At 52.0% G+C, this 4,857-nt stretch carries 2 protein-coding genes; both read left to right on the plus strand.

Going from position 1 to position 4,857, the window contains the following annotated elements:
* Positions 1-844: 844 nt before the first annotated feature.
* Positions 845-3,022, plus strand: coding sequence for an ornithine decarboxylase SpeF (speF, locus tag B2Y11_RS05445; protein ID WP_291057095.1), 2,178 nt, complete (start codon positions 845-847; stop codon positions 3,020-3,022).
* Positions 3,023-3,080: 58 nt separating this feature from the next.
* Positions 3,081-4,457 carry a putrescine-ornithine antiporter gene (gene potE, locus B2Y11_RS05450; protein ID WP_291057098.1) on the plus strand — a complete coding sequence of 459 codons (1,377 nt, stop codon included), beginning with the start codon at positions 3,081-3,083 and terminating at the stop codon, positions 4,455-4,457.
* Positions 4,458-4,857 lie beyond the last annotated feature (400 nt).

A 4,857-nucleotide genomic window follows, 5' to 3' on the forward strand; every position in this document is an offset into this window, starting at 1 on the left:
GGTTGCCTTTTCTCCATATTGATGGTTTCTAACACATGAGTTCATCTCCCCTGGAATCGCTAGCTGTAATTTGGGACATGCTAAATCGCCAAGACAATTTCTGATTTTTTTCAGACCCTTGATTTGGAGGTTATTTTTTCTTCAGTTTACAATCCATATGATTTGTCGTGGCACAATGGCAAGCACCCATAGTGCCCCCTCGAAGAGGGGGAAAGGTGGTGGCGCCAGCCACCAAAGGGGGTGCCACTTTTCCATCGCGCCGCAGGCGGGCTCCCTGGTTTTCCCTGCTCACCAGCCACTAGCCACCCATAACGCTCCCCTCCTCCGATCCCAATTCCACCCTCCATTCCCTAATCTCCCGTAATCGATAACTCTTTTGATATTATTATCAATCCGCCCTGTATCCAAAATCTCCTATTATATATTTACATATAATATTCCTCCCATTCCCTCCTTTCTTTTCCCTCTCCGCCGGAGTCCTGCATGTTCCATTTCGCCTGTTTCATCCCTCCTATACCGATTCGCCGCCCGGGTTTTCTGCTCTTTATATCCATTTCCCTCAGCCCATGGAAGGCATTAAAGCCATACTCTGCTATCTCCAGACATAACTAATAATATTTTTGTTATTAGTTTCCTTTAGATTCTTTTATTCATGCAATTTGTAATGGTTTTTCCATATTTCCATTTTCGAAAAGAATCGGTATTGGAGTATTTCCTCGTTTTTCTATACAATAAGCACAGTAAAGGACATGAGTCCTGTGTAAGGGATTCGGAGGTGCGGTGCTGTGCACACACCGCTTCCTCCACATTCATAACAAAATGTTCAGTACAGGAGGTTTCAATCGTGAAACATTTAAAAATCGCTTATTCTGACAAAGCCCTCGAAATTTTCGGAAGCATTCCGGCAAGGGAAGCTGTCAATGTGAATGACACCGACTTCACCGATGTGGGTGCTGTGGTCATTGCAGACACTGACACCGATGTTCTTCAGAAGGAAATGGTTTTTGCCTTCAAGATTCCTGTTCTTCTGATCCGCACGAAGGAAGGCCCGGTGGCGGATGATGTGATCAGCAAAGTGTACCGGGTTATCGATCTGAATGAAACGGACCACGATTTCTATAACCGCCAGATTGAGAGCGCTGCTTCCCACTATGAAGACACTGTGCTTCCTCCTTTCTTCAAGGATCTGGAAAAGTATGTGGAAAACGGGTATTCCCAGTTTGACTGCCCAGGCCACCAGGGCGGCGCTTTCTTCCGCAAGCACCCTGCAGGCCGCGCATTCTACGATTTCTTCGGCGAAAACACTTTCAGAGCTGACCTGTGCAACGCAGACGTGGCCATGGGGGATCTCCTCATTCACGAAGGCCCGGCTCTGGCAGCCCAGAAGCACGCCGCAAGGGTATACAACGCTGACAAGACTTACTTCGTACTGAATGGCACCTCCACTTCCAACAAGGTCGTGCTGAACGCCGTCCTCACCCCCGGCGACATCGTCCTCTTCGACCGGAACAACCATAAATCCATCGACCACGGCGCTCTGGTGCTGGCAGGCGCTACGCCGGTTTACCTGGAAACAGAAAGAAACGCTTTCGGCTCCATCGGCGGCATTCCGGAACACTGCTTCAATGAGGAATACATCAGGAAGCTGGTAGCCGAAAAGGATCCGGTGAAGGCAAAGGCCAAAAGACCCATCCGCCTGGCAGTCATCCAGCTGGGCACCTACGACGGCTGCATCTACAATGCCCGTCAGGTAGTGGACAAGATCGGCCACCTCTGCGACTACATTTTCTTCGACTCCGCATGGGTAGGCTATGAACAGTTCATTCCCATGATGAAAGACTGCTCTCCCCTTCTCCTGGACCTTGGACCGGAAGACCCGGGCATCTTCGTTACCCAGTCCGTCCACAAACAGCAGGCCGGCTTCTCCATGACCTCCCAGATTCACAAGAAGGACTCCCACATTAAAGGCCAGGACCGCTATGTACCTCATAAGAGAGTAAACAATGCATTCATGATGCACGCTTCCACCTCCCCGCTGTACCAGCTCTTCGCTGCCCTTGACGTGAACGCCAAGATGCATGAAGGGGAAGCAGGGAAGAAGCTCTGGAGAGACGCTGTGAAACTGGTGATTGAAACCAGAAAGCAGGTACTCCGCAACTGCCACTACATCCGTCCTCTCGTTCCTCCCGTTGTTTACGGAAAGAAATGGGAAGAAGGGGATACGGAAAAAATGGCCAATGATATCAACTACTGGGCTTTCGAACCGGGCGCCAAATGGCACGGCTTCGACGGCTACGGCAAGGGCCAGTACTTCATCGATCCCATGAAGCTGCAGTTCGTTACCGCCGGCATTGACGTAGAAAACGGAGGCTATGAAGATTTCGGCATCCCCGGCAACATTCTGGCCAACTACCTCCGTGAAAACGGCATTATTCCGGAAAAATGCGACCTGAATGACATTCTCTTCCTCATGACCCCCGCTGAAAATGAAACAAAGATGAACGACCTGGTGGCTAAACTCATCCGTTTCGAACAGCTCATCGACCAGGATGCACCCATGTCTGAAGTTCTTCCTTCCATCTATAATGCATACGAAGAAAAATACAGAGGATACACCATCCGCCGCCTCTGCCAGGAAATGCACGATTTCTATAAGGACCGTGAAGTTTCCACCTTGCAGAAGCAGCTCTTCCTGAAGGACTATTTCCCGGAATACGTAATGAACCCCCAGGAAGCGCAGTATGAATTCATGAGAGCCCACGGCGAACTGGTGGACCTGGCTGAAGCAGAAGGCCGCACCGCCCTGGAAGGCGCTCTCCCCTATCCGCCAGGAGTACTCTGCGTACACCCCGGTGAAAAATGGTCCAAAACCGCTGTCACCTATTTCCTTGACCTGGTAGAAGGCATTAACCAGCTCCCCGGCTTTGCTCCTGAAATCCAGGGCGTATACGTACAGACCGGCGAAGACGGAAAGAAACATGCCTACGGCTACGTACTGAAAAAGGAATTTGAAAAGAAATAAACTCATAGGGAAGCGGGGAAACAGGGTTTCCCCATCCTTCCTTTCAAAGGAGAAAATCATGAGCAAAGCAAATAAAATGAGCGTTTTCCAGCTCACCATCCTGACAGCAGTGAACATGATGGGTTCCGGCATTATCATGCTCCCGTCCAAGCTGGCCCAGGTAGGCGCCCTGTCTATCGTTTCCTGGCTGGTCACTGCCGTAGGCTCCATGGCCCTGGCCTATGTATTTGCCAAGTGCGGCATGTACAGCAAGAAAGGCGGCGGCATGGGCGGCTACGCTGAATATTCCTTCGGCAAGGCAGGCAATTTCCTTGCCAACTACACCTACGGTGTGTCCCTGATTTTTGCCAACACCGCCATAGCCATTTCAGCCGTAGGCTATGCCCTGGGTTTCCTGGATACGACTCTGGACCCGGTCATGACCTGTGCAGCCACCATCTTCACCCTGTGGCTGGCCACCGTCCTCAACTTCGGCGGTGCCAAGTACACCGGACAGGTATCCTCCATCACCGTATGGGGCGTCATCATCCCCTGTATCGGCCTCGCTTTCGTAGGCTGGTTCTGGTTCTCCCCATCCATGTACTCCGCTAACTGGAACGTACATAACCTTGGATTCGGCGAAGCAGCCATGAACGCCATCACCATGACCCTCTGGGCATTCCTGGGCATGGAATCCGCCTGCGCCAACGCCGACGCCGTGGACAATCCTGAAAAGAACGTGCCCAAAGCCGTTCTCGGCGGTACCCTGCTGGCAGCAGCCTGCTACATCGTTTCCACCAACATTATCTTCGGTATCGTTCCTGCTGACGTTCTCGTCTCCAGTTCCGCTCCCTTCGGCCTCGTATTCTCCCAGATGTTTGGCGGCACCGTAGGCAAGATCATCATGGGCCTCATGGTTCTCTCCTGCTTCGGTTCCCTCCTGGGCTGGCAGTTCACCATTGCCAACGTATTCAAGGCAGGCAGCGATGAAGGATACTTCCCGGCCTTCCTGAAGAAAGTAACTTCCCACGGCGCTCCCATCGCCGGCATGGTGGCCATCACCATCATTCAGTCCCTCTTCTCCCTCATGACCATCAGCCCCTCTCTGAATGAACAGTTTGAGACCCTGGTCAACCTGGCAGTCATTACCAACATCATGCCCTACCTCCTCTGCATGGCTTCCATCGTAGTCATCATGAAAGCCGTAGACCACCTGGGCAGCGAACTCAAAACAACCAAGTTCATCGCATTCATCGCATCCCTCTACAGCCTCTATGCATGCTACGCCTCCGGCTTTGAAGCCATGACCTACGGCGCCATCGTCACCGTATTCGGCTGGACCCTCTACGGATTCGTCTCCGACCGCTTCGACCTGAAAAAAGCAAAAGCCGACAACGAAGCCATGGCCTCCGGCAAAGCTCCCGCTGACGCTGTTCCTGCAGCTGCAGAAAAATAAAATATGGCCTGTCTGGGGCAGAACAGGCCATACCATATAACATCCTCTACAACAGAAAACCACCGTCCTCATTGAGGGCGGTGGTTTTCTGTTCTTATATTTTATTGTCCCCCGCCTGCGGCACCAAAAGGGGGCGGGCCCTTCGGGCCCGTAGGTTGTGGCTGCCTGACGGCGGCAGGTTGTGTAGAAAGGTTGTAAAGGAAAAAGTTCAGAGGATGGTGGTGGCGCCCTACGGGCGCAATATTAAATTAGCGTTGCGGGATTTACTTTTGTGTCTTCAGTGATTGAATCAGCGCTTCCCTAACGAATGTCTCACTATCGGCGCTTACCGCAGCCTCCCCCTTCCACCACTTCGTGGTCCCCCCACCCCCAACAGGCGCAATGCCACTTAGTTAAGAAA

It is taken from the genome of Dialister sp. UBA1703 (assembly GCA_002320515.1).
GTDB lineage: Bacteria > Bacillota > Negativicutes > Veillonellales > Dialisteraceae > Dialister.

Bases quoted from the DNA above. Each gene is read 5' to 3' on its own strand.
- potE (WP_291057098.1), top strand. From the start codon at position 3,081: ATGAGCAAAGCAAATAAAATGAGCGTTTTCCAGCTCACCATCCTGACA.